Here is a 24,892-nt window from a genome sequence, read left to right as displayed (position 1 = left end):
GATGATCGAGCTCGAACCCCGTCAACTTCCCCCACTCACCCGCTGGTTCCCCGCCGGAGCCCCAGGGCCGGCCACCATCGGCGAGCATGCTCTCACCACGGGCGTCGGCCGCTGGTGGGCGGACCGGGCGGATCAGCCGCGCATCATCGCCGTCTCCTGCGCCGACCACGTCCTGCTGCGCGGCTTCCCGGACACACCAGAGGACCTGGCGCCCCTGGCAGGCAGCCGCATCGACGCGCCCGCCCGCTTCCTGCCCGCCCTCGGCGCGGCCTTCGACCGCCTCACCCCGTGGGAACGCATGATGTGGACCCTGCAGGCCGAGCCCCAGCCCTGCCCGACTCCGCGCGGCGTGACCGTGCGTCACCTGGAACCCGCAGACACCGACGCCCTGCACGCCCTCGGCCCCGATGCGGCCTGGATCCACGCCAGCTGGGGCGGGGCAGCCGGACTCGCCGCCTCCGGTCACGGCTGGGGGGCCGTGGACCGCGACGGACAGGTACTGGCCATCGCCTGCACGTACTTCCGCGGCACCCGCTACGAGGACGTAGCCGTCTTCACGACCCCCGACCATCGTCGCCACCGCCTCGCCCTGGCCTGCGTCACCGCCCTCGTCCCGGACATCACCGCACGCGGCCACACACCCAGCTGGAACTGCTCCGTCCTCAACCGCGCCAGCCGCCTGTTGGCCTGGACAGCCGGCTTCCGGCTGGTACGCGAGTACGTGCACTACACGGTCGGGAGCCCAGCACGACGCAGCCGTATCGCTGCATGAGGCCGCCCCGCGCACAAGTCGCTCCACCACACCCATGCCTGATCGCTCACCCTCACATCCCAGGCCCTGCACGTGGAAGGACCGGTCCCTGGTCACAGGACGGGCGACCAGGGCTCGTCGAGGACGCCATGCCCGCCCACCCGGGCCCCCGGAGCCGTCCTGACGGATTGCTGACGCGGACAGCGGCAATGCTGACGCGATGGTGATGGGCACTGCTCCGACAGTGGGACGGCGCCGTCAGAGGTGCGCCAAGAAGCGACGAAGGGGCTGTGCACGGGCCCCGGCACGGGAGTGTGATGGTGCCGGTGTTGATGAGAACCGCCGACGGACCCTCTCCTGCGGCGGCAGTTGACGGACGGTGAAGCAATGTCCGGTTCCGACGCGGCCCCAGACGCGCGTGTCGCCCGTGTCGTGGTCGGGGTGAGCGGGTCACCGGGAAGCCGCACAGCCCTGCGCCGCGCCGCGGCCGAAGCCCACCATCGGCAGGCCGAGCTCTGGGCGGTGCTGGCGTGGCAGTCACCCGGCGGCGAACTCCACGCTCGCCGGGCCTCGGCTGCGCCGCTCGCGGACGGGGACTGGGAGAACCTCGCCCGCACCACGCTCGTCACGACGATCCGCGAAGTGCTGCCCGACGGCCCCAGCGTCCCCCTGCACGCCGTCCTGACTCGCGGCACCCCCGGCCGGGCACTGGTGGAGACCGCCGACGGTGAGGACGACCTCCTGGTCGTCGGCGCCGGGCACCGCGGCCACCTCCACCGCGCACTGCACCCGTCGGTGAGCCGGTACTGCCTCGCCCATGCCTGCTGCCCGGTCCTCGCCGTCCCGCCGTCCCCACTGGAGGCCGACCTCGCGGCAGCACACCTGCGCAATGTGTGGCGACTGCGCCTGGACACCCGACACTTCACCAAGGAGACGACACCACCCGACGCCTGAGAGCGACCTCGGGAGAACGTCAGAGTCCGCGCGCGGGCCCTGACGTTCCGAGGGCCGAGCCGGTCTGATCGTCATCCACCTCGCAGGTGAAGGTGGATGACGACCGATGGCCATTCCTGGTCACACCCGGCCAGTGGGGCGACGCGCCGCAGATGATCGAGGCTCTCGAACGCATCCGCGTTCCCCGCCCGAGGACGGTCACCCCCGCACCCAGCCGGACCACCTGGGCAGCAACAAGGCATAGAGCTCACGCCGCAATCGCCGCTACTTGCGAAGACGCCGGACCAAGCACATGACCCCGAGCCGAAGGGCCAGGGGCCACCCGCAAACGGCGCGGTGGAGTCGGGGCCGGGTGACGTGGCGGCGCGCCATGGGCAGGATCCACCCTGTCCGGAGCGTGACGATTCCCGATGCGATCGCCAGCATCCCCAGGAACGCGCCCGTTCCTACTACCCATGTCATGGTGTCGCTCCGCTCCGACCGCAAAAGGCCCGGAACGCGAGTGACGCCCGGCCCGAAGATGCCCACATTGTCGCTGGACCCGGTGGTGCCCGGCCATGCCGATGCCAGGCAATCTCCGTCCGGCTCCGCTGCCGTCTGTGCGCTGCATGCTCGGGATCCGCCGGACACTGCCTGGCCCCCGAGCGGTTCAGGCCCGAGACGGATAAAGGTTCCGTGTGTCGCGCAGAGGAGCGGCTGACTTCGCGAGCTCTTCACAAGCGACGGTGCACTGGGTCCCGAGTCCGTCGACGAGTACGGAGACGCTCCTGAACTCGATTGAGTGATCGCGCCGATGCCCTGACCGGCGCCTCCCAACCTCACCTGCGCCACGCCCCACCCCCTCCTCGATCGGGAGGACTTCGGCCTGCCACCCCTCAGATACGACGCGGTCATGTCGCCGACGTGCTCCCCGCCGGCCCCGGATTCGCGCCCGCGACGGTAGCCGAGACGAAGTGGCGTCCCTGCCGACGATTTCTCCCTGGGATCGGTATCGTCCGCCCCGACGCCCCGGTCCGCGGCTCAGCGGCCCGCACGAGGAGGAGCAGCATGGCCGATCGCCGACAGGAACCCTCCTCGGATGACGGATCCCCATCGCGGACACTGGACGCCCGTCGGGCGAACGCGCGCGACACGGTGCGCCTCGCGGTGGTCATCGGCGCTCTCGGCGTGGTCTTCGGCGACATCGGGACCAGCCCGATCTACACCCTCCAAACGGTGTTCAACCCCGACGACCCGCACCCCGTCCCCGTCAGCACGGAGAACGTGTACGGGGTGGTGTCACTGGTGTTCTGGTCGGTGATGATCATCGTCACGGTCACCTACGTGCTGCTCGCGATGCGCGCCGACAACGACGGCGAGGGCGGCATCATGGCGCTCATCACCCTGCTGCGACGGTTGAGTTCACAGCACGGGCGCCGGGCCGCCGTCGTCCTGGCCGCGCTCGGCATCTTCGGCGCGTCGCTCTTCTTCGGCGACAGCATGATCACCCCGGCGATCTCGGTACTGTCCGCGGTCGAAGGACTCAAGGTCGTCGAGCCGTCCCTGGAGGACGCGGTCGTACCCATCACCGCGGTGATCATCGTCATCCTGTTCCTGGTGCAGCGCAGGGGAACCGCCGCCGTGGGCCGGGTGTTCGGGCCGGTCATGATCGCCTGGTTCGTGGCCATCGGCGCGTGCGGCGTCGCCGGCATCACCGACCACCCGGACATCCTCAAGGCCCTGTCGCCGACGTACGCGTTGGGCTTCCTGTTCGGCCACTGGGGTACGGCCTTCTTCGCCCTGGCGGCGATCGTGCTCTCGGTCACCGGCGCCGAGGCGCTCTACGCCGACATGGGTCACTTCGGCCGCCGGGCGATCACCCGAGGCTGGCTGTTCCTCGTACTGCCCGCCTGCGTCCTGAGCTACCTGGGCCAGGGCGCGCTGATCCTCGACGATCCGGACAACATCAGCAGCCCCTTCTTCCTGCTCGTGCCCGGCTGGGGACGCTGGCCGATGGTCCTACTGGCGACGGCGGCGACCGTGATCGCCTCCCAGGCAGTGATCACCGGCGCGTACTCGGTCGCCTCCCAGGCGGCCCAGCTGGGCTACCTGCCGAGGCTGCGCATCGCGCACACCTCCGAATCCACCATCGGTCAGATCTACGTCCCCTGGATCAACTGGCTGCTCATGGTCTCGGTCCTCACCCTGGTCTTCGCCTTCCGCAGCTCCGCGGCGCTGGCGTACGCGTTCGGCATGGCGGTCACCGGCACCATCACCATCACCACCTTGCTGTTCTTCTACGTCGCCCGCGCCAAGTGGGGCACGCCCCGGTGGCTGCTCGGCATCGGCGCGGGCGTGCTCCTCTTCGTGGACCTGCTGTTCGTGGCTGCCAACATGACCAAGCTCGTCCACGGCGCGTGGCTGCCGCTGCTGATCGGCCTCACGGCGTTCACCGTCATGACGACCTGGCAGCGGGGCCGCGAGCTGGTCACCGCGGAACGAGCTCGCGCCGAGGGGCCGTTGCCCGAGTTCGTCGACGACCTCCGCAGCGGCAAGGCTTCCACGCTCCAGGTCCCCGGCACGGCCGTCTTCCTGAACCGGGGCAAGGAGACCACGCCGCTGGCCATGCGTGCCAACGTCGTGCACAACCATGTCCGGCACGAGCAGGTCGTGATCCTCGCCCTGCAGACAGAGCCGGTGCCCCGTGTCCCAGCCGACCAGCGGATCGTCGTGGACGACCTCGGCTACGCCGACGACGGGATCGTCCACGTCACCGCCCGGTTCGGCTACATGGAGACACCGGACGTGCCCGGTCTGCTGGCCACGCTCGACCCGGCCGAAACCGAAGGGCCGTTGCAGCTCGACCAGGCGTCCTACTTCCTGTCGAAGATCGAGCTCCGGCGCGGGAAGGCACCGACGATGGCGCCCTGGCGCAAGCGGCTGTTCATCGCCACCTCCTACATCACGTCCGACGCCGCCGAGTACTTCAGCCTGCCCCGCGACCGCACGGTCATCATGGGCTCGCACATCGAGGTGTAGGGCGTTCCCGGACCTCGTCCGCTCAAAGGCGATCCCCGAAGGTGCGGAATTCCTCCGCTCCATCGGGCCGCATAGCGGCCGGTCGGCTCGGGTCAGCAGCAGGCGCAGCCGATGGCACAACCGCACTGGTCCGCCTCGGACTTGAGGCCGAGCGAGCCGGTCGAGCTGGGGGCGCGGCAGCCTTTGCCCTGCCAGGCATCGCTGCCCTCTTTGAGTGCGATGGCGGCGATGACCAGGGCGGCGATCGGATCTGCCCAGTTCCAGCCGAGCAGCAGGTTGGCAAGCAGGCCCATCAGGAGGACGGCGGAGAGGTAGGTGCACAGCAGGGTCTGCTTGGAGTCGGCGACGGCGGTGGCGGAGCCGAGTTCGCGGCCCGCGCGGCGTTGGGCCGCGGGCAGAAACGGCGTGATCGCAAGGGACAGGGCGGCAAGGACGATGCCGGTGACGGAGTGATCGGCATCGCCCGTGCCGGTCAGCGCGCGGATCGAGTCAACGGTGACGTAGAGCGCGAGCACGAAGAAGGAGACGGCGATGATCCGCAAGGTGCGCTGTTCGCGGGCCTCGCGGACAGCGTGGTCGCGGGCGGAGAACTGTCAGGCGACCGCCGCAGCAGAGGAGACCTCGATTGCGGAGTCGAGTCCGAAGCCGATCAGGGCCGTGGAGGACGCGAGGGTGCTGGCCGTGAGGGCGACGATCGCTTCGATGACGTTGTAGGCGATGGTGGCCGCGACCAGCAGGCGTATGCGGCGGGTCAGCGCGTCACGGCGGCCCCTCCCCGAGCACGCTACCGAGCGCGATGCGGCGCTCGGCACGGCCGCACTCGGGCCAACGGCGGCTGAGTTCAGCTGCGTAGGCGTTCTGATGGGCACCTGCCATCCGACTCCACTGGATTGCCCCGTCGATGTGCATTCCGAGCAGACGTCTGAATGCCACCGCGGGGAGCTCTGCGGCCAGGGCCATCACCGCGGTGTTGCGTGCGGCCTTGACGGGGATCCCGAGTGCGGTCATGTGACGGGCGAGCTGACTGCCCTGCATGGCGCGCCCCGGCATCCCGGGTCGGCAGGGGCTCCAGTGCGGGGGCGGTTCCGGCCGTTTCCCACTCACAGCCCATCTCATTTGGCGAGTCGCCGGTAGCAGACAGGGATGCACGCATGTGCCCATCGACTGCGAAACGTGGGGGACGTGCGGGCTACCAGCACAGCCCCTAGGCCACCCGATCCTATAATGCCCAAAAAGTGACGCTATGCCGGATATGGATATCCATGGATGCCGAAAATCGCCCCACAGGCCGCCCAGCCTCCGCGAGTCGGCGCGGGCCCGACAGTGAACGATGGGAAGCGACGGCTGCCGTGGTCGCGGGAGGCGGAGCACTGGTGGTCTGGGAGCCCGCTTTCACGCTCGGCGCCTATCACGTTGTCTTCTATTACCAGTTGCTCAGCCTCTGGGCGGTATCGACTGGTGTGCTGCTCAGCGCTCTACTGCTACGTGAACGCCTGCCTCGGCACGGGTGGATGTACCTGGCCTGCCTGGCGCTACCCAGCGTTTGGCTCAGCATCGCCGCCATCGTGCCCCACAAGGGCGGGACACCGCGAGAGCTGCTCTTCCTGGCGGGCGGCATCCTCAGTGTCATCGGCACACCAGTGCTGACCTGGACCCTTCTTCGGATCCTGCTGTTTGGGGAATCCGAGCTCTCCGCCCGTCAGCAGTGGAGGGTCGTCGGCACGATCGCGCTCGTCGGGGTGCTCGCCTTCACGCTCGGCTCACTGAACCATGTGTTTCTGACGTGCGGCGATTTCAACGTCAGCGGCAACAGCGTCCCCAAGGGCTGCAGGCCGGGAAGCGCCTCCCCGTTCGGCTGACCGATCGGGTTGGCTGGCAAGGGGGACAACATCGGGCCATGGGAGCACTCAGATCCGTACGAGGTCGGCACGGGCCGTGTCGATGTGGCCGCCGCCGTGCGCACCACGGTCCGCGGCACCGGGTCGCTCTTCTTCGGCAACTACACATGGCCGCACGAGCCGAGCGATGTCGCCGTCACGAAGGACCTGACCTTCACCAACACCGGTTCCGCCGACGTCACGCTGAACCTGGGGCTGACCAATGACGGCGGCCCGTTCGCGCTCGGAGCCACCAAGGTGACCGTCCCGGCGGGCGGCACCGCTGCCGTCCCGGTGAGTGGTGACCCGCAGTCCGCCTCGGCAGGCCGGCATGTCGGCTACGTCATAGCCACCGACGCGGCCACCGGGCAGCCGGTGACCCGCACATCCGTGGCGCTGCTCAAGGAGGAGGAGCGCCACGACCTGAACATCAAGCTGGTCGGCCGGGACGGCAAGCCCGCCGCGGGCTGGGTCGGGATCAACCTGGGCGGCGACGTCTGGCCGTGGAACGTCTACGTCGACGGCTCGACCACCATGCGCATGGCACCCGGCCTGTACACCGTCGCGGGGTACCTCGACGTGACCGGCGAGAAGGCGGACCGATCGGGTCTGGCCGTGCTGGTCGATCCGGAGACCGTACTCAAGGACGGTTCCGCGGACGCGGTGCTGGAAGCGCGCAAGGCAGGCCTGCTGCAGACCGAGGCGCCGCAGCGCACCGAGGACCGCCAGCGCAAAGTCGACTTCAACGTCCACTACAAGGGCCAGGACCCGTACATGGACTACCGCAGCGCGTACGTGCTGCCGCCGACGTACGACGACGTCTACGTCGCGCCGACGAAGCCGATGAAGCAGGGCGAGTTCACGCTGACAACTCGGTGGCGCAAGGGCGAGCCGAAGCTCAGCCTGAGCGCATTGGGCGGCCGGCTCCGCTTCGAGGCGCTGGTGCAGGCGGGCAGCGCGCTGGGCACCGCCACGGACAGGCTGGACGCCGTCTACGCGGGCAACGGCGCGGTGGCCGAATACGAGAAGGTCAGGGCCAAGGGCAAGGCCGTCGTCCTCAAGCGCAGCGAGGAGGTCTCGCCGCAGGAGCGCACCGAGGCCGCGGCCGCGGCCGGTGCGAAGGCGCTGATCGTGGTCAACGACGTTGCCGGTTCCCTGATGGAGTACGTCGGCGAGTCGACCATCCCCGTCGCCACCGTGCACCGCGACGCGGGCAAGACCCTTGTCTCGATGGCCAAGGCCGGCAACTTGAAGCTGACCGCGAAGCAGACCGAGTACACGCCGTTCGTCTACGACCTGACCCGGGACTACCCGGGCAAGGTGCCGGACCGTGCCCTGGTCTACAAGCCGACCAAGCGTGACCTCGCCCGGATCGATGCCCGCTACTACTCGGCCACGGACGGCGGGTTGGCGGAAGGTTGCCGGTCCGACTTCACCCTCAGCCCGTCGTTCAACCTCCCCGAGCGCGAGTGGCATCCGGGCACCCGCACCGAGTGGGAAACGGCGTGCAGCTGCGTGTCGCCGACCAACTGCCGATGAAACTCGTGCTGGCCGACGCCGACCTCGGCCTTGTCCCGCTCGCGGACACACCGGCCGGAGAGCCCGGCGCCGTGCTGCTGCACCGCAGCGGCCTGCTGGATGCCCTGGACGCGCTGTTCGAGTCGGTATGGCGCACCGCCCACCCGCTCGAACTGTCAGACCCCGGCGGAGAAGCCGAAACCACCGTCGAACTCGGTGCGGAAGGCCCGACCGACCTCGACCGGAGGATCCTCGCCCCACTGCTGGCAGGCCTGACCGATCCGACGGCCGCGACACAACTCGGGCTGTCACCGCGCACGCTGCACCGACGCCTACGCCGCCTCATGGACATATGCGGAACACAGCGAGGCCGGCCCGTCGACAATCGCCTCCGGCGGCTGATCGATCCCCACCGCCAGCGGGCACGTTCCGGAACAACACGCATAGGAGCCGCAGCAGGCGAGGGCATCTTCTGCTCGGTCCAGATCGTCTTGCCCTGGTTCGTGAAGCGGGCGCCCCATCGGTGGGCAAGCTCGGCACTGATGAACAGCCCGCGGCCGCCCTCGTCCGTGGTGTGTGCGTGCCGCAGGTGTGGTGCGAGGAGGCTCGAATCGCTGACGTCGCGCATCAGGGTCGGGCCGTTGATGAGGCGCAACCGGAGCGGAGGCGCCCCGTAACGGACGGCGTTGGTGGCGAGTTCACTCACGATGAGCGGCCCTCACCAGGGATCCGCACGTCGGCGCCGCACGGGTACCCGGAGCCATGCGCGCGGTGCCCGCGAATGCGAGATCTTCCCGAGAAGGCCGGACATTCGGCCAAGCCGGGAGGCGCGGAACAACCGGGCTGCCAGGCCGAGGGTCAAGCCTCGACAGTGGTGGGCTCGCAGCACCCTCCGTCGCAGGGGACATTGACGCGGGGGCGGGCAAGTCACCCATTCGCCCCGTAGTGATTGCCGTAGGACGGAGTTGGAGGTGAGCTGTCAGTGCGCCTGGCGATAGTCGCCGGCGCGAAGAGGGCGGGGCGCCCGCTGCCGAACGCGCGGGGCCGGCCCTCGTCGACCACACGAGATTTGGAGATCCCCATGCCTTACCGCAAGGGACAGCAAGTGGAGTACCGGGACCAGCAGGATGAGCTTCAGCGGGGCGAGATCCGCAGCGCCGAGGGCAGCGGGGCACAGACGCGCTATGCCGTCCAGAACGAGGCGACCCTGCGCGAAGACAAGGTGAGCGAGCACCAGATCGAGCGGGAGCTGTAGTAACACCTCCGCCGAAGCAGCCCGCCGTTGCACCGAAGCAAAGTGCAACGGCGGGCTCCTTGGTTCCTGCGACAGCGGCGGTAGCCGGCATTCTCCCGACCGCAGGCCAACGCCTGTGGTGAGTATGGGAATTGAACTCACCGTGAATTGCGCCACGACGGTCTTCAGTGACATCAACGGCGCCGCATGGCCGGTATGCCGCAGCCCACTAGCGGGCCTGCCAAGTTCACCGCTTGGACCCACGTGGCCGGCCGGTCGTCTGGCCACCTTGGAAGCCACCCAAACAAGCGCACGTGGCACCGCAGCAGACCGTGGACCCGCCCGGTGGTGCCGCCGCCTCCCCCTTCGCGTAGTGGTCGTAGACGGTCTTGTGCGGCGGACAGTCGTGCGGAAGGTACTCCCACGGGATGCCGGTGCGGTTGACACAGAGGATCGCGTTCACGATCTCCCGCAGGTCACGCAGGAGCGGGCAGGTAGGGCGTGATGTTGCGCCAGGCGCGCTCGATGTACTCCTCCTTCTCGCCGACCGGGGCGACATAGTGCAGAGCGCCTTCCGCAGCGTCGTTGCCCTCGAGGCGGGCGATGATCCAGGCGGCGAGGTAGTGCGAGGCCAGGCAGCCGCCCGCCGTGGCGATGTTGTCCTTGGCGTAGAAGGGCTGATTGAGTACCTCGACGCCGGCGGCGACGACCCAGGGCTTGGTGGTCAGGTCCGTGCAGGTGGGGATGTCGTTGAGCAGGCCGAGCTTTGCCAGCACAAGCGCACCGGAGCACTGTGCCGCGATGAGTTGGCGCGAGGGGTCCAGGCGACGCAGGACGTTCATGATCGCTGGGTCTTCGACTACCTCCCGGGTGGCGATGCCACTGCCGACGATGACGGCATCAGCGGCGCACGCCTCCTCGAGAGTGGACATCTGCTCGATGACCACCCCGTTCATCGACGTCACCTTGAGGCTGGGGGTGGCGATGGTGACGCGCCAGTCGTCGGACTTGATCCGATTGAGAACACCGAGTGCGATCAGAGAATCGAGCTCGTTGTAGCCGTCGAAGGTGAGGATGGCGACGTGCACAGCGGCTGCCCTTCCGGGTGGATCGGCGGGTGGATCTTGACGGTAAGGACCCACCAACAGGACAGTCAAAGAATTGTCATGCATACAATCCGCTCCATGGCAGCCCCGCGGTACAAAACGCTGGTCGACGCGCTCGCATCCGACATCCGGACGGGGCGGCTCGCCGCAGGCGTACGCCTGCCGACACACCGCGGGCTCGCCGCCCGTGAGGGCATCGCCGTGGTGACCGCGACCCGGGTGTACGCCGAGCTGGAAACGATGGGCCTGGTGAGCCGGGAACAGGGCCGCGGTACGTTCGTGCGTGACATCGCTGTTCCCGCCGGTCACGGCATCGATCAGCAGGTCGTCGCTACGGATGCAGTCGACCTCAACTTCAACTACCCGTCGCTGCCTGGGCAAGCCGACCTCCTTCGGCAGGCCCTGCGAGAGGTGGCCACCTCCGGTGATATCGACTCGCTGCTGCACTACCAACCGCATCGAGGGCGTCCCCAGGACAGAGCCTCGATCGCACGGCACCTGAGGCGTCGGGGAATCACCACCGACGCGGATCAGGTCCTCATCGTCAACGGCGCGCAGCACGGCCTGGCCATCACCGTCATGGCCGCGCTCAGCGCCGGCGACGTCGTCGCGGTCGACGCACTCACCTACCCGGGTTTCAAGGTGCTCGCGCACGCCTTTCGTCTCGACCTGGAGCCCATACCCGCAACGGCTGACGGGCCGAATCTCGATGCCCTCGAGAAGCTGTGCGCGACCCGTCCTGTGCGCGCGATCTACACCATGCCCACCCTGCACAACCCTCTGGGCTGGGTCATGCCGGCAACTCAGCGAACCCGCCTGATCGAGATCGCCCGACAGCACGGTTCGCTCATCATCGAAGACGCCTCCTACGCCTACCTGGTGGAGGACCCTCCACCGCCTCTGGCTGCAACCGCACCGGACATCACCGTCTACGTCTCAGGACTGTCCAAGAGCGTCGCCACCGGCCTCCGGGTCGGCTTCGTCGTTGCGCCGCCCTGCGGTGCCGTCTCTCGAACGCGCGATTCGGGCGACCATCTGGAACACCCCGGCCCTCACCACCGCGATCGCCTGCCGCTGGCTCGAGGACGGCACGGTGGACCGTTTGGAAGCGCAGAAGCGAGACGACGCCAAGGCCCGCCAAGGACTCGCGAGACAAGAGCTGGCAGGCCTACCACTCATCAGCCACCCCTCGTCCTACTTCACATGGCTGCCGCTGCCGGACGACGCACGCGCCGATCGCCTGACCGCCACCCTCGCGCGTCAGCACATCTCGGTATCCACGGCTGAGCCGTTCACGACCACGATCCACACACCGCAGGCGATCCGCCTCGCGCTGGGCTCGACCGACATGGACAGTCTCCGGTCGACGCTGCGTACGGTGCGACGAGTCGCTGTCGAGGACGCCTTCGCCTGAAACTGCCTTCCGTCAGCCGATGCCTGCCCGCACCGGCGTCCGCGCACGAAAAGTCGGGCGCTGAAGGCGCGGACGGGGCGGACTGGGCGGACTGGGCGGACTGGCATCATCCATCCGACAGCCGCTGGATGGCCTTGAGCGCCTGTCCTGCTCCGTCCTCGGTCACCAGGTGTTTCGCCGCTCTCGCGGCGGCTTGTGTGAATGCGTGCTGCTTCACCACTTGGTCGAGTGAGTCGGCGAGCCGTTCGGCGCTCAGGGACCGGAAAGGTATCGGCTCGGGGGCGGCGCCGAGGGCGGCGAGTCGCCGCGCCCAAAACGGCTGGTCCGCAGTCACCGGTACCGTGACCGCCGGCACTCCGGCGCGCAACGCGGCGGCCGAGGTGCCGGCCCCGGCATGGTGAACCACCGCAGCCAGCCGTGGAAACAGCAGGGCGTGCGGTACCTCCCCGATGGTGAGCACGTCGTCGCCGTCGGCCGCGAGCCCGGCACGCCCGGCCTGAAGAATGCCGCGCAGCCCGGCGCGACGCAGGGCCTGCACGGCGATCCCGCTCAACCGTTCCCCCTCACCGGACGCCATGCTCCCGAAGCCGATGAGGACGGGCCGAGGTCCGGCACGCAGGAAGTCCTCCAGGCCGGCAGGCAGCCGCTCGGTCGCATCGTGATGAGGCCACCAGTTGCCCACGACATCCAGACCGGGACGCCAGTCGGCGGGGCGTGGCACCAGGGCCGTGCTGAACCCGTGCAAGACGGGCCAGTTCGCCTGTTCCTGCCGTCGGCGCATCGCGGAGGCGGAGAGCGCGGGCAACTGGACGCGGTGGCGCAGTCTTGCGACCGCCTGCTCGTAGACGTGGTCGGCCATCCGCAGAGCGAAGCGTCCGGTTGTGCGGTTGGCGAGACGGCCCAGTGAGCGCGTGCCTGTGACGACGGGCGGGAAGTCACCGGTCGGCGCGGTGGGTTGGAGGTACACACCGAGGCTCGGTGTGCCTGTGGCCTCGGCGAGGTGCCAGCCGAGCGGGGCCGTGGTGGTCGACAGCAGAAGGAGGTCCGCGCCATCGTTCATCGCGTCGGCGAAGCCCTGACCCAGTTCGGTGACGAACGCGGCAGCGGTGCGCATCAGTTCACGTCTGTCTGTGACGCCGCCACGCACCCGCGGGTCGGCGGGAAGGCTGCGGAACTCCAGCCCTGCGTCGCGCACGAAGGGCGCGAAAGTGTCTGTGGTGGCGAGGGCAACGTCGTACCCGGCCCGGCGGAGTTCAGCGCCCAGGCCCGTATAGGGCGCGATGTCGCCGCGCGATCCCGCGGCGGCGATCAGGATCCTCATCGGTCCTCCCCCTCGGAATCAGTACGGTCTCCTGCGTGGCGGGCCGCGTTGGCGTGGACCGCCTTGCACGTATAGGCGGCCAGGCCCGGACGTTGCTGCGACTGCGGTACTACCAGGGCGAATGCGCGCGGGTCGGCGACGAAGTCGTCCGCGATGCGCCGGTGCATGTCGGGCGGGCAGGAGGTGAACCAGCGAGAGATGTGCAAACGGTGCTCCTCGGCGAGGTCCATGGCCCGCTCGCCATCGCTCGGCTCCCTCTCGTCGAAGGCCGCGAGCAGTTCAGCGCGCCAGGCGGCGGCCTCGCCCATGAGCCGGCGCCAATCCTCCTTGGTGTGGGCGGTCGCGCGTGCCATCGCTTCGCGCTGTCCCTCCGAGTGTGCCCACTTCAGCTCTGCCTCGGTGGCATAGCTGAGGTCGAAAGTGATCTCACCAAAAACCTCAAAGCGTTCCTGAGGAGTCAGGGACACTCCGGACTGCTGGACCTCTATGGCCCGTTCCGCCACCTCGGCCAGCCGCTGCAGCCTGGCGATCTCCTCGCTCAACTGCCGCTGCCGGGCCCGTAGATGCTCCAGGGCGTTCACCTGCGGCTCCCTGAGAATCACAGCGATCTCGTCGAGGGAGAAGCCGAGCTCACGGTAGAAGAGGATCTGCTGGAGACGGACCAGGTCAGCCTCACTGTAGAGCCGGTAGCCGGCACGGCTGCGGTCACTGGGCGAGAGCAGTCCCGCCTTGTCGTAGTGATGCAGCGTACGCACCGTCACCCTGGCGAATGCCGAGACTTGCCCCACGGAGTAGCTCATCCACCTGCCCTTTCGTCGGCATACAGCCTCAAGCCTGACGTAAGGGGAGGGTCAATTCGCGCTCGCTGGGCCTCGAGAGAGATCCTCACCCATCGGCTCGGCCCCACACTTCGCGAATGGATCGATGCCGTCGACGCCAGTCAACTGCCCGGCCTCACCAACTTCGCACTCCGCCTGCTCCGAGAGCTCGACGCGGTGACCGCCGGCGTCACCCTGCACTGGAGTTCCGGCGGCACAGAAGGCGCCGTGAACCGCATCAAGAAGACCAGTGATGCCCGCGACAACGCCGAGTGGAGCGCGCAGGGAGTGGACGTCGATGCCCCCGCCCCGCATTGTCGGTGAAATCGCCCTTGAGGAGATGCGGGATACCGGCCGCGAACTCCACCACCTCCAGGCCGCGTTGAAGGTCACCGTGCGCGTCGGCGATGGTCTTGCCGTGTTCGGAGGACAGCAGCCGGGCCAGCGCGTCCCGCTCCTGCTCGATGAGGGTGAGAAACTTCAGCAGGACGCGAGCACGGCGCTGCGGATTCCACTCCCCCCACTCCCGTCAGGCGAGGGCGACTGTGTGCGGACGTCTGATCCTGGCATCACTGACGCGGCCGATCAGGCCGGCGAATCCACGATCCGCAGCAGATACGTGTCCATGATCCAGCCATGTCGCTCCCGGGCCTCGGCCCGAACCTGCCGGATACGGTCGGACACTTCGTGCAGTGGCCCCGCGACGAGGAGCTCGTCCGGCGTGCCCAGGTAGGCGCCCCAGTAGATCCAGACGTCATCCCCCTCGACCTGGGTGAACGACTCGTGCGCGTCGAGCATGACGACGATGTCTCCGTCGTCGTTCTGGCCCACGTCAGGGAGGCGGCGAGCCGGGGTGATGTGGAGCGGGCGGCCCACCTGGTTCAGCGGAATGCGGTGCTTCGCGGCGAGCGTCGAGACACTGCTGATACCTGGAACGACCTCGACCGCCACGGAGAAGGAAGCGCGGGCCTCGATGTCGGAGAGGATCCCGAGGGTGCTGTCGTAGAGCGACGGGTCGCCCCACACGAGGAACGCTCCGGTTTCCCCTTCCGCCATCTCGTCGCGCATCAGGCCCTCGAAGATGTCCCCACGCCGACTGCGCCAGTCCTGGACGACGGTGGTGTAGTCGGATCGGTCCCTGGGGCGCCGGTCCCGGCTGGGGTCCTCCACTTCCACCACGCGGTACGGAGCCTCGGCGTGCTCCTCCAGCATGCTGTGACGCAGGTCCGTCAGAGCGGACTTGTCCGGCCCCTTGCCGACGATGAAGAAGACGTCTGCCTGACGGATGGCCTTCACGGCGCCGAGGGTCAGGTGGTCCGGGTCGCCCGCTCCGATGCCGATCACGAGTATCCGGCGTTGCTCCGTGGTCATGCGACGCAGTGTCGCAGGTGGGGCCATGAGACAGGATCAGGTTCCGGTCGGCGGCACCCGGTCACAGGGCCGTCGGAACCGGTCAGGTGGTCCGTCTCGCTCCGCGTCACCCGGCGGCACAGGCGGCGGCACAGCTCCCGCGACAGGTTCCGTTCCCCAACCCATATGCAGCCGACGCCCACTAGGCAAGGAGAACAAGGTCACACCCGCGTCATCTCCTGCTCATCTGTCGATCTGACCTAGCATCCGGGCATGACGGTCCTGCCTGACGACGGGCTTTCCCTGGCCGCCGAGTTCCCTGACACGACACTTGAGCAGTGGCAGCACCTCGTAGCAGGTGTTCTGCGCAAGTCGGGCAAGGAAGTCTCGGCCGAGGAGGCAGAAGACGCCCTGTCCACCACCCTCGAGGACGGGCTGCGCGCCCACCCTCTGTATACGCCTCGCGATGCCACCCCAGCGACCGGGATGCCTGGCTTCGCCCCCTTCGTACGCGGCGGCCGCGCCGAAGGACAGACGGTCAACGGCTGGGATGTGCGTCAACTGCACAGCGTCGCGGACTCCGGTGCGGTACTCACCGACCTCGAGAACGGCGTCACCTCACTGTGGCTCACCGTCGGCGAGCACACCGGCTTTCCCGTCTCCGCGTTGCCTGCCGCTCTCGACGGCGTTTATCTGGATCTCGCTCCGGTCGTCCTCGACGCGGGCACGGAGACGCCTGCAGCCGCGGCACAACTACTACGCATGTACGACGAAGCGGGCATCGCCTCCGACGCGGTGCGCGGCAGTCTGGGCGGGGACCCGCTCGGCCACGAGGCCCGCACCGGCGAGTCGTACGACGGCGCGCCGATCTACGAGCTTGCCGGCCGGTGCGTCACGGACCGGCCCGGGCTGCGGGCACTGATGGTGGACGCCCTGCCCTATCACGAGGCCGGCGGCTCCACTGCTCAGGAACTGGGCTGCTCCCTGGCGACCGGCGTTGCCTACCTTCGCGCGCTGACGTCGGCTGGGCTGAACATCCAACAGGCCCTGGCACAGATGGAGTTCCGTTACGCAGCGAGCGCCGATCAGTTCCTCACGATCGCCAAGTTCCGCGCGGCACGGCGTCTGTGGGGACGGGTGGCCGAGGCCTGCGGAGCCCCGCAGCACGGAGCGCAACTCCAGCACGCGGTGACGTCACCGGTGATGATGACGCGGCGCGATCCCTGGGTGAACATGCTGCGCAGCACCGTCGCCACTCTGGCCGCGGGGGTTGGCGGCGCCGATGCCGTGACCGTACTGCCCTTCGACCGAGCTCTTGGCCTGTCGGATGGCTTCGCCCGGCGTATCGCCCGCAACACCTCCACCATCCTCATCGAGGAGTCGCACCTGGCCCGCGTGATCGATCCGGCCGGGGGTTCCTGGTATGTGGAGCGCCTGACCGACGAACTCGCCCACGCGGCATGGGACTTCTTCCAGGAGATCGAGCGTGCGGGCGGCCAGGCCGCCGCACTGCGGTCGGGGATGGTCCGCGAGCGCCTGGCCGAGAGCTGGTCCCTTCGCAGCAGGAATCTGGCGAAGCGACGCGAGCCGGTCACCGGCGTCAGCGAGTTCCCGTTCCTCGACGAGAAGCCGGTCGTCCGTGAGCCGGCGCCCGAGGCGCCGTCCGGAGGTCTGCCGCGGGTACGCCGGGACGAAGCCTTCGAAGCGCTGAGGTCCCGGTCGGACGCCCATCTCGCTGCCTCCGGCAGCAGGCCCCGCGTGTTCCTCGCTCCGCTGGGCCCGGCCGCCGCCCACTCCGCTCGGCTCGCCTTCGCCGCCAACCTCTTCCAGGCAGGCGGCATCGAACCCGTGGCCGATGGCACCTTCGAGGAGAGCGGCGCGCAAGCTGTGTGCCTGTGCTCCAGTGACCAGGTGTACGCGGAGCAGGCCGAGACCGCCGCTCAGCAGCTGCGTGCGGCCGGCGCCCGGCAGGTGTTCCTCGCCGGTCGGCCGGCAACATACGCCGGGGTCGACACCTATGTCTTCGCAGGCTGTGACGCAGCGGACGTCCTGTCCGCCACGCTCGACCGTATGGGAGTGTCCTGATGCCCAGCCCGTTCCACCCCTCCGATGCGGTCGGCTCCTCCATCCCCGACTTCTCGGCTCTCTCGCTCGGGACACCTCTCGTCGATGCCGGGCCCGACGAATGGCGGACGGCGGTGAAGAAGGCCGCGGACGGTGGGGATCTGCTGTGGGAGACCCCGGAAGGCATCCCCGTCAAGCCGCTCTACACGGTGCAGGACCTCGATGGTCTGGACTTCCTGGACACCTATCCAGGCGTCGCACCGTACCTGCGGGGCCCGTACCCGACGATGTACGTGAATCAGCCGTGGACGATCCGTCAGTACGCGGGTTTCTCCACAGCCGAGGAGTCGAACGCCTTCTACCGGCGCAACCTGGCCGCAGGCCAGAAGGGCCTGTCCGTCGCCTTCGACCTGCCCACGCACCGGGGTTACGACAGCGATCATCCGCGGGTGACCGGCGACGTCGGTATGGCGGGCGTCGCCATCGATTCGATCTACGACATGCGCCAGCTGTTCGACGGGATTCCGCTGGACAGGATGACGGTGTCGATGACGATGAACGGCGCCGTGCTGCCGGTGCTCGCGCTGTACATCGTGGCGGCAGAGGAACAGGGCGTGCCGCCCGAGAAGTTGGCCGGGACCATCCAGAACGACATCCTCAAGGAGTTCATGGTCCGCAACACCTATATCTATCCGCCGAAGCCGTCGATGCGGATCATCTCCGACATTTTCGCGTACACCTCCCAGCGGATGCCCCGGTACAACTCCATCTCCATCTCCGGCTACCACATCCAAGAGGCAGGCGCGACAGCCGACTTGGAACTGGCATACACCCTCGCCGACGGCGTGGAGTACATCCGGGCCGGCCGGGAAGCGGGCCTGGACGTGGACGCGTTCGCGCCCCGCCTCTCGTTCTTCTGGGCGATCGGCATGAACTTCTTCATGGAAGTCGCCAAGCTCCGTGCGGCACGCCTGCTCTGGGCGAAGCTCGTCAAGCAGTTCGACCCGAAGAACGCCAAGTCCCTCTCCCTGCGCACCCATTCGCAGACATCCGGCTGGTCCCTCACCGCCCAGGACGTGTTCAACAACGTCACCCGTACATGTGTGGAGGCGATGGCGGCGACCCAGGGGCACACCCAGTCGTTGCACACCAACGCACTTGACGAGGCACTCGCGCTGCCCACCGACTTCTCGGCGCGGATCGCGCGGAACACGCAGCTCCTGATCCAGCAGGAGTCCGGCACCACGCGCGTGATCGACCCGTGGGGTGGCAGCGCCTACGTGGAGAAGCTGACCTACGACCTGGCGCGCCGGGCCTGGCAGCACATCCAGGAGGTGGAAGAAGCGGGCGGTATGGCGCAGGCCATCGACGCCGGAATCCCGAAGCTGCGCGTGGAGGAGGCCGCGGCCCGCACCCAGGCGCGCATCGACTCCGGACGGCAGCCCGTCATCGGGGTGAACAAATACCGAGTGGACTCCGACGAGGAGATCGAGGTCCTCAAGGTCGACAACTCCTCGGTACGGGCCCAACAGATCGCCAAACTGCGCAGGTTGCGCGAGGAGCGGGACCAGTCGGCATGCCAGGAGGCGCTCGACGCCCTCACCCGGGCCGCGGCCGGTACAGGCAATCTTCTTGAGCTCGCCGTGAACGCGGCCCGCGCGAAGGCGACCGTCGGAGAGATCTCCGACGCCCTGGAGAAGGTCTACGGCCGCCACGCGGGGCAGATCCGTACGATCTCCGGTGTGTACCGCAACGAAGCAGGCGAATCCCCGACCGTGGACCGCACCCGCACCCGCGTCGACGCATTCGCCGAAGCCGAGGGGCGCCGCCCCCGCATACTGGTCGCCAAGATGGGCCAGGACGGCCACGACCGCGGTCAGAAGGTCATCGCCACCGCCTTCGCCGACCTCGGTTTCGACGTCGACGTCGGCCCGCTGTTCCAGACCCCGGCGGAAGTGGCGCGACAGGCCGTCGAGGCGGACGTCCACATCGTCGGGGTCTCGTCGCTGGCGGCCGGGCACCTCACACTCGTACCGGCGCTGCGCGAGGCGCTCGCCGAGGAGGGGCGCGAGGACATCATGGTCGTGGTGGGCGGCGTGATCCCGCCCGCCGACGTCCCCACCCTGCTCGAGATGGGAGCGGCGGCCGTGTTCCCGCCCGGCACCGTGATCCCTGACGCGGCCCACGACCTGGTGTCCCGGCTGGCGACCGACCTCGGCCACGACCAGCTGTGAGCGGGTGACTCCATGGCGATCGAACTCGACACGTACGTCAAGGGCGTCCTGGACGGGAAACGGGCCGTCATCGCGCGCGCGATCACTCTCGTCGAGTCCACCCGTCCCCAACACCGCACCCTGGCACAGGAGTTGCTCACCGAGCTGCTGCCTCACAGCGGCCGTTCCCGGCGCATCGGGATCAGCGGAGTGCCGGGCGTGGGCAAGTCGACGTTCATCGACGCCTTCGGCACGATGCTCACCGGCCTCGGGCACCGAGTGGCCGTGCTCGCCGTCGACCCGTCGTCCAGCCGGACCGGCGGGTCCATCCTGGGCGACAAGACCCGCATGGAGCGCCTCGCCGTCGACCCTGCGGCGTTCGTGCGCCCTTCCCCCACCTCGGGCACGCTCGGCGGGGTCGCCAAGGCCACCCGTGAGTCGATCGTGGTCATGGAGGCAGCGGGCTACGACGTGGTGCTGGTGGAGACCGTCGGTGTCGGTCAGTCCGAGACCGCCGTCGCCAACATGGTCGACACCTTCCTGCTGCTCACGCTCGCACGGACCGGTGACCAGTTGCAGGGCATCAAGAAGGGTGTCCTGGAACTCGCCGACGTGATCAGTGTCAACAAGGCGGACGGGCCCCACGAGCGTGACGCCCGGGCAGCCGCCCGTGAACTCGCGGGCGCGCTGCGGCTGATGCACGGCAAAGACGCCTTCTGGACTCCACCGGTGCTCAGCTGCAGCGCACGAGAGTCGACCGGCCTCGACGCCGTGTGGGAACGGCTCGAACAACACCGCACCCTGCTGGACTCCGCCGGCCGTCTCGCCGCCCGCCGCCGCGACCAGCAGATCGACTGGACCTGGGCCATGGTCCGCGACGAACTGCTCGGCCGCCTGCACGCCGACCCGGCGGTCCGGTCGCTGGCCCCGAACCTGGAGCGGCAGGTACGGGAGGGAGAGCTCACGGCCACGCTGGCCGCGGAGCGGATCCTGGACGTGTTCCGCAACGGATGAGGTCGGGGTACCCGTGCCGTGCGGCCTCAGCATGCCCTCACACGGTGCGGCGCTTCGAAGGTGCGGCACCTTGACCATGCCGCGCCGACTTGGCGTCGCCTTCCCTGGTGCCGTGCCTCGGATGAGCCGGGGAGTCACGGAAGACGGAACGCCCGGCGCCGGCACGCGTCGGGCCGACGAAGCGGACCGGCGCGCGGAACCGGGCCCGGCGGGCGGCCTCGTCGTCACCGGTCAGCAGCCGCATCAACAGATGCCGTTCCATGGTCACCCCCGCTGGGACCCTGCTGTACAGCAGCGAAGTACCGCAACCGGGCAGCAACCCCGTCAGGATGCGGTAGCGACACTCCAGGGCCGTGCAGCGATCGCAATGGTCGTCGCTCACCGATCCGGCTGGAGCTACAGATCGGAAGCTCGCGCTACCGATCCAGGCGGGACCGGCCAACACGGAGGAGGCGAAACCCTGTCGCATCAGAGATGCGCTCGCCGTAGCGTCAAACCGTCCCGACAACAGGGCGCACGGGGGCGCCCCAGGCGAAAGCCGAACCCGTGGGAGTAAGAGGCGGCTCGCGGGGTGGTCGTACGCGTGGCGCACGGTCGGCGTCCTGAGTGGTCCCCACCGGACCCCGGCAGTTGCCCGAGCCAGACTCGTGCCAGGCTGGACGGAGAGCCACGGGGCACGCGGACTACCGGCCGCTGCCATCGAGCCCCCTCAGGCCTCTCCCTCGCAGGGAAGAGGCCCAATCACACCTAGGAGACCCGAGCTTCCCACGCTCGGGTCCTGTCGCCTTGCTCAGGACGAGGCGGGAAGGTGGCGGACATGTCGAGGAAGAACGGGGAACCAGGCTCCCTTGGGGTCCAACCTTCGTGAAAGGCACCCCCATGTGCACGTCCAGCAAGCCGCGCGCCCTCCCCGAACCGATTGCCGATCCAGGCCGGATCGCCCGCCTCGACATACCTCGGCACGACCGCCTCGGCCGCCTGAGATACACGGATGAGGTTTTCGGCAGGCGCAAGCCTGACTGGACGAGCTCAGCCACCGCCGCATCGCCGCGTTCGTCGAGGTAGCGCCAGAGGATCCCACGTCCTCTCACGGGGAAAGGGGGTGCGGTCTTCCAGTGGCTGTCTCCGCGTCACCGGCTCCTCTGCCTTCCCGGCTCTCGGGACCCGGCGCAGCGCAGCGTTCAGTACTGCTCGGTCTCCACGAACCCCGCGTCCGCGTCGTTGTCCGCGCCAAAGGCGTCGACCGCGGCGGTCGGGTCGAAGCCGGGAGGCGAGTCCTTGAGTCCGAGGCCCATACCGGCCAGCTTCGCCTTGACCTCGTCGATCGACTTCGCACCGAAGTTGCGGATGTCGAGCAGGTCCGCCTCGGAGCGGGCGACGAGCTCACCCACGGAGTGGACGCCCTCGCGCTTGAGGCAGTTGTACGACCGAACGGTGAGGTCCAGCTCCTCGATCGGCAGTACCAGATCGGCGGCCAGGGCGGCGTCCGTGGGGGACGGGCCCATGTCGATGCCCTCGGCGTCGATGTTCAGCTCGCGGGCGAGACCGAACAGCTCGACCAGGGTCTTACCGGCCGACGCCATGGCGTCACGCGGACGCATGGCCTGCTTCGTCTCGACGTCGACGATCAGCTTGTCGAAGTCGGTGCGCTGCTCGACACGGGTCGCCTCGACCTTGTACGTGACCTTCAGGACCGGCGAGTAGATCGAGTCGACCGGGATGCGCCCGATCTCCTGACCGACCTGCTTGTTCTGGACGGCGGAGACGTAGCCGCGACCGCGCTCGACGGTCAGCTCCATCTCCAGCTTGCCCTTGCCGTTGAGCGTGGCGAGGACGAGGTCGGGGTTGTGCACCTCGACGCCGGCCGGGGGCGCGATGTCGGCGGCGGTGACCAGTCCCGGGCCCTGCTTGCGCAGGTACATCACGACGGGCTCGTCTTGCTCGCTGCTCACGACGAGCTGCTTGATGTTGAGGATGAGGTCGGTGACGTCTTCCTTGACGCCCGGCACGGTGGTGAACTCGTGCAGGACACCGTCGATACGGATGGACGTGACCGCCGCACCCGGGATCGAGGAGAGAAGGGTGCGGCGAAGAGAGTTGCCGAGGGTGTAGCCGAAGCCCGGCTCCAGCGGCTCAATGACGAACCGGGAGCGGAACTCGTCGACGACCTCTTCGGTCAGGGACGGACGCTGAGCAATCAGCACGAGGTGTTGCCTCCAGTGGTTCGGCGCCCGCTATGTGGCGCCGTAGACACCACGAAGGGTACGTGCGATATGGCCGATACAGCCTCCGAAGAGCCCGAACTGCCCGACTCCGCCCGTCTGCCGACCGCTCGGCGGGCCCAGCTCTCGCTGGCGTGGGGCCCGACGATCAGCTGCTCCTACTCCTGGGCGTCAGTCATACGCCGAGGGCCGGGACTGGTACAGCCGGGTGTGATGGCGGCCTCCGCCTCCAGTCCGGTGGGGTCGTCGCCGACACGGAGCACCTTGCAGGTGCCAGAAACCTCGTCCCCGCTTGTCAGATTCCGCCGGGGCGTGGTCGTGAGTTCCTGGAAATCGCCGCACACCCGACACACAGTGGCGCCCTCCTCAGCCGGAGGACGGATGCGGCCAGTGCGCGAGGCTGCCAGGCAAGGGAGCAGACGCCGTAGCTTCCGCCGTCGAGGGGAAGATTTCGTAGCTCTCACGCATGCCGCTCAGGTCGAAGATCTTCAGTACCCGGCTGGAGGCGGCCGCGATACGCAGTGCGCCTTCGTGTTCACGGAGGCGCTTGGTGACCGCCACGATCATGCCCAGCCCCATCGAATCCATGAAGGTGACAAAGCCCAGGTCCAGGACGAAATGGCAGTGTCCCTCGTTGAGGAGCTTGATCACTCCTTCGCGGATCACGGGGGCGGTGTGGGCGTCGACCTCACCGTCGACCTCGATGACCGTCCAGCCGTTGACCACGTCGTAGCTCACCATCATGTTCTCGTGCCGGATGATGTTCGTTCGCATTGCCATCCCTCCTCACGTCTCGAGGCGGCGTGGGATGCCCGGAAGCGTGCGGTGGAGACGGCAGGCCCGTGCCCGATCAAGGCCTGCGCAAGGGCCAGTTCGCGTGAACGGCAGTGACCGCCATCACTGGTCTCACGTACTGGTCACCGGCTCCTGGTCAGCCACTCGGCGAGAGCAGCTCCCGACTGTGGTCCACAGCCTCAGCGGCGCCCAAGACGACCTGTTCGGCCATAACGGTGCCCTTCCAGACCGGTCAGCCGCCCCGGCCTTGCGGGTAACCAGCTCAGCCCCCGCTGCGAAGCGGTCGGTGCCGACCCTGTGCCGCTCGAACACTTCATCCTGCGCCTGGCCCGGGAGAACAGCAACTGGGGCCGCCTCCGAATACAGGGCGCACTCGCCCACCTCAACCATCCGATCGCCCCGTCCACGGCCTGGGAAATCCTCCACGCAACGCAACGCAACGCAGCGCAGCGCAGCGCAACGCAGCACAAGTTCCCGCAGGCGACCCTGGCAACCCTGGTCTCCGAAGGACCTTCCGCGCACCCGGCGGGGGCCGCTGCGGCGTGGAGCTGGAGCTGGATCAATGCCCGCTGCCAAGGGCGGCCGACGGGCGAATCGTCCTCGCGGTCGATGTGAGCAACCGGCTGCGGCCCGACGCCCCCTAGGCGCCGGCGGACACCGGTGTGTCGGTCCGCGCGGCGACCGAGTTCTCGGTCGCGGACTTCGGGATCGGACGGTCGTCGCGCAGGGCCTGCCAGACCTGGTGGGACGCCTTGGTCAGTGGCAGGACGCGGCCGGCGTCCTGGGCGTCGTAGCTGACCGGCAGCGTGACCATGTTCATGTGGTCGGGGCTGATGCCCTTCAGGTCCTTCGCCAGGCCGAGCAGTTTGTCCGCGGACGCGAGACCGGAGTCGGCGCTCACGGTCCTGGTCGCGGTGTCGGCGAGCTCTTAGGCCCTGGCGGGGTTGCCGAGCGCGGTGTACGTGATGACGCGCAGCCGCTTCCTGCGTGACCTGTCGCGTGAGCGGTGCAGGTTCGCCAACCCGTGGCCGGGGTGTTCAAGGGCGTCGGCTGAGGGCGCGTGCCCTTCGTCTCCGCTGGTGTGCGGCATGGGCGCTGCCCTCCGTTCGAGGGTTGAGATGTGCCGTGGATCAGTTACGGCGTGTGCGTGCGGTGACGGCGGCTCAGTACGCGGAGTTGACGTTGTCGATGGAGCCGTACCGGTCGGCGGCGTAGTTGGCGGC

Annotated in this window: 21 protein-coding genes and 4 pseudogenes; 13 read left to right on the top strand and 12 right to left on the bottom strand. The window is 68.6% G+C overall.

What is annotated here, in order from left to right; genetic code table 11:
• Position 1 precedes the first annotated feature (1 nt).
• The 4 genes and pseudogenes from CG723_RS08205 (at position 2) to CG723_RS08185 (ending at position 4,723) form a co-directional block, all read left to right on the top strand.
• Positions 2-772, top strand: coding sequence for a GNAT family N-acetyltransferase (locus tag CG723_RS08205; protein WP_100592644.1), 771 nt, complete (start codon positions 2-4; stop codon positions 770-772).
• A gap of 366 nt (positions 773-1,138) precedes the next feature.
• The gene (locus CG723_RS08200; RefSeq protein ID WP_100592643.1) at positions 1,139-1,705 is read left to right on the top strand and encodes a universal stress protein; all 567 of its coding nucleotides are present in this window, start codon (positions 1,139-1,141) and stop codon (positions 1,703-1,705) included.
• A gap of 73 nt (positions 1,706-1,778) precedes the next feature.
• Positions 1,779-2,052 (top strand): annotated as a pseudogene (locus CG723_RS49130) (IS5/IS1182 family transposase); the annotation flags it as partial.
• A gap of 700 nt (positions 2,053-2,752) precedes the next feature.
• A complete protein-coding gene (locus tag CG723_RS08185; RefSeq protein ID WP_100592641.1) occupies positions 2,753-4,723 on the top strand; it encodes a potassium transporter Kup in 1,971 nt (656 codons plus the stop codon).
• Between the two features lie 92 nt (positions 4,724-4,815).
• On the opposite strand, the pseudogene CG723_RS08180 reads toward CG723_RS08185, so the two are convergent.
• Positions 4,816-5,535, bottom strand: a pseudogene (locus tag CG723_RS08180) (cation transporter).
• A gap of 561 nt (positions 5,536-6,096) precedes the next feature.
• Between CG723_RS08180 and CG723_RS08170 the strand changes: the two are divergent.
• The 4 genes from CG723_RS08170 to CG723_RS46090 all read left to right on the top strand — a co-directional run bounded on the left by CG723_RS08170 (position 6,097) and on the right by CG723_RS46090 (position 9,373).
• Positions 6,097-6,582: a hypothetical protein gene (locus tag CG723_RS08170; RefSeq protein ID WP_100592639.1), complete on the top strand. Its 486-nt coding sequence runs from the start codon at positions 6,097-6,099 to the stop codon at positions 6,580-6,582.
• Between the two features lie 9 nt (positions 6,583-6,591).
• Positions 6,592-8,139: a PA domain-containing protein gene (locus tag CG723_RS08165; protein ID WP_234374199.1), complete on the top strand. Its 1,548-nt coding sequence runs from the start codon at positions 6,592-6,594 to the stop codon at positions 8,137-8,139.
• A 5-nt stretch (positions 8,140-8,144) separates the two neighbouring features.
• On the top strand, positions 8,145-8,795 hold the full coding sequence (locus CG723_RS48880) for a hypothetical protein (RefSeq protein WP_324902800.1): 651 nt from the start codon (positions 8,145-8,147) through the stop codon (positions 8,793-8,795).
• Positions 8,796-9,199: 404 nt separating this feature from the next.
• Complete coding sequence (locus CG723_RS46090) at positions 9,200-9,373, top strand: hypothetical protein (protein WP_159032399.1); 174 nt, start codon at positions 9,200-9,202, stop codon at positions 9,371-9,373.
• A 346-nt stretch (positions 9,374-9,719) separates the two neighbouring features.
• On the opposite strand, the pseudogene CG723_RS08150 reads toward CG723_RS46090, so the two are convergent.
• Positions 9,720-9,854, bottom strand: a pseudogene (locus CG723_RS08150) (transposase); the annotation flags it as partial.
• A complete protein-coding gene (locus CG723_RS08145) occupies positions 9,829-10,440 on the bottom strand; it encodes a DJ-1/PfpI family protein (RefSeq protein ID WP_100592637.1) in 612 nt (203 codons plus the stop codon). The gene CG723_RS08145 and the pseudogene CG723_RS08150, both read right to left, overlap by 26 nt.
• A 96-nt stretch (positions 10,441-10,536) precedes the next feature.
• Between CG723_RS08145 and CG723_RS08140 the strand changes: the two genes are divergently transcribed.
• Positions 10,537-11,745, top strand: a complete 1,209-nt coding sequence (locus CG723_RS08140; protein ID WP_234374198.1) for an aminotransferase-like domain-containing protein — start codon at positions 10,537-10,539, stop codon at positions 11,743-11,745.
• Between the two features lie 233 nt (positions 11,746-11,978).
• Here CG723_RS08140 and CG723_RS08135 read toward each other — a convergent pair whose 3' ends face one another.
• From CG723_RS08135 to cobF, 4 genes and pseudogenes are all read right to left on the bottom strand, one after another.
• On the bottom strand, positions 11,979-13,193 hold the full coding sequence (locus CG723_RS08135; RefSeq protein ID WP_100592636.1) for a glycosyltransferase: 1,215 nt from the start codon (positions 13,191-13,193) through the stop codon (positions 11,979-11,981).
• Positions 13,190-13,993, bottom strand: a complete 804-nt coding sequence (locus CG723_RS08130; RefSeq protein WP_100592635.1) for a MerR family transcriptional regulator — start codon at positions 13,991-13,993, stop codon at positions 13,190-13,192. Before CG723_RS08130 ends, CG723_RS08135 begins: the two co-directional genes overlap by 4 nt.
• A gap of 267 nt (positions 13,994-14,260) precedes the next feature.
• Positions 14,261-14,540: pseudogene (locus tag CG723_RS47375) on the bottom strand (aldehyde dehydrogenase family protein); the annotation flags it as partial.
• Between the two features lie 56 nt (positions 14,541-14,596).
• Positions 14,597-15,382, bottom strand: coding sequence for a precorrin-6A synthase (deacetylating) (cobF, locus tag CG723_RS08115; protein WP_100592634.1), 786 nt, complete (start codon positions 15,380-15,382; stop codon positions 14,597-14,599).
• Between the two features lie 252 nt (positions 15,383-15,634).
• On the opposite strand from cobF, the gene CG723_RS08110 reads away from it, so the two are divergent.
• From CG723_RS08110 to meaB, 3 genes are read left to right on the top strand one after another with little or no spacing between them, the layout of a single operon-like run.
• On the top strand, positions 15,635-17,446 hold the full coding sequence (locus CG723_RS08110; RefSeq protein WP_100592633.1) for a methylmalonyl-CoA mutase family protein: 1,812 nt from the start codon (positions 15,635-15,637) through the stop codon (positions 17,444-17,446).
• Entirely contained in the window at positions 17,446-19,659 is a 2,214-nt protein-coding gene (gene scpA / locus CG723_RS08105) for a methylmalonyl-CoA mutase (RefSeq protein ID WP_100592632.1), read from the top strand. The genes CG723_RS08110 and scpA overlap by 1 nt, the downstream gene beginning before the upstream one ends.
• 12 nt (positions 19,660-19,671) lie before the next feature.
• A complete protein-coding gene (gene meaB, locus CG723_RS08100; RefSeq protein WP_100592631.1) occupies positions 19,672-20,652 on the top strand; it encodes a methylmalonyl Co-A mutase-associated GTPase MeaB in 981 nt (326 codons plus the stop codon).
• Positions 20,653-20,689: 37 nt separating this feature from the next.
• On the opposite strand, the gene CG723_RS08095 is transcribed toward meaB, so the two are convergent.
• From CG723_RS08095 to CG723_RS08085, 3 genes are all read right to left on the bottom strand, one after another.
• The gene (locus CG723_RS08095) at positions 20,690-20,914 is read right to left on the bottom strand and encodes a hypothetical protein (RefSeq protein ID WP_159032398.1); all 225 of its coding nucleotides are present in this window, start codon (positions 20,912-20,914) and stop codon (positions 20,690-20,692) included.
• A 919-nt stretch (positions 20,915-21,833) separates the two neighbouring features.
• The gene (locus CG723_RS08090) at positions 21,834-22,856 is read right to left on the bottom strand and encodes a DNA-directed RNA polymerase subunit alpha (protein WP_100592629.1); all 1,023 of its coding nucleotides are present in this window, start codon (positions 22,854-22,856) and stop codon (positions 21,834-21,836) included.
• 384 nt (positions 22,857-23,240) lie between these two features.
• Positions 23,241-23,648, bottom strand: a complete 408-nt coding sequence (locus tag CG723_RS08085) for an STAS domain-containing protein (RefSeq protein ID WP_159032397.1) — start codon at positions 23,646-23,648, stop codon at positions 23,241-23,243.
• Between the two features lie 318 nt (positions 23,649-23,966).
• Between CG723_RS08085 and CG723_RS48875 the strand changes: the two genes are divergently transcribed.
• A complete protein-coding gene (locus CG723_RS48875) occupies positions 23,967-24,284 on the top strand; it encodes a hypothetical protein (protein ID WP_199841695.1) in 318 nt (105 codons plus the stop codon).
• Positions 24,285-24,309: 25 nt separating this feature from the next.
• On the opposite strand, the gene CG723_RS08075 is transcribed toward CG723_RS48875, so the two are convergent.
• On the bottom strand, positions 24,310-24,570 hold the full coding sequence (locus CG723_RS08075; RefSeq protein WP_100592627.1) for a hypothetical protein: 261 nt from the start codon (positions 24,568-24,570) through the stop codon (positions 24,310-24,312).
• 27 nt (positions 24,571-24,597) lie between these two features.
• Entirely contained in the window at positions 24,598-24,759 is a 162-nt protein-coding gene (locus tag CG723_RS46085; RefSeq protein ID WP_159032396.1) for a hypothetical protein, read from the bottom strand.
• Positions 24,760-24,892 lie beyond the last annotated feature (133 nt).

This window comes from Streptomyces sp. CB01635 (genome assembly GCF_002803065.1).
GTDB lineage: Bacteria > Actinomycetota > Actinomycetes > Streptomycetales > Streptomycetaceae > Streptomyces.
The sequence above is the reverse complement of the archived record's forward strand: the minus strand, read 5'-3'. Positions and strand labels throughout refer to the sequence as shown.